Here is a 358-nt window from a genome sequence, read left to right as displayed (position 1 = left end):
TAACTTAGCTAAGAATAATCCTTTTGAATTCACAATTTATGGGGCTTGCGCTGTTTCAGATAAAACAGCAGCTTCAAATTATTACAGTGAAGCTTAACTTAATCAAGGGAATGGAGATGCTTTTAGACATTCATTTTGGAATGCATCCCTTGTTAAACGTTTAGGTGGTACTAAAGGCCGTGATTTTGGGGAAGCAAGAGCGAAAGTTTGGACGAATGCTCATGAGCAATATGCTAGTGGAATTGATAAAGAAATGGATCTAAATAATAACTGGATTGGTAGAATGCTTGCATATGATAATTATTCTTGGAGTCTAGAACAATACAGTAATCATTTAAAAAACAAAGTAGCAAATGGC

Annotated in this window: 1 pseudogene; it reads left to right on the top strand. The window is 34.9% G+C overall.

Going from position 1 to position 358, the window contains the following annotated elements:
- Positions 1-112: 112 nt before the first annotated feature.
- Positions 113-358 (top strand): annotated as a pseudogene (locus JDS92_RS31660) (DUF6973 domain-containing protein); the annotation flags it as partial.

It is taken from the genome of Bacillus cereus group sp. N12 (genome assembly GCF_016483575.1).
GTDB lineage: Bacteria > Bacillota > Bacilli > Bacillales > Bacillaceae_G > Bacillus_A > Bacillus_A toyonensis.
The sequence above is the reverse complement of the archived record's forward strand: the minus strand, read 5'-3'. Positions and strand labels throughout refer to the sequence as shown.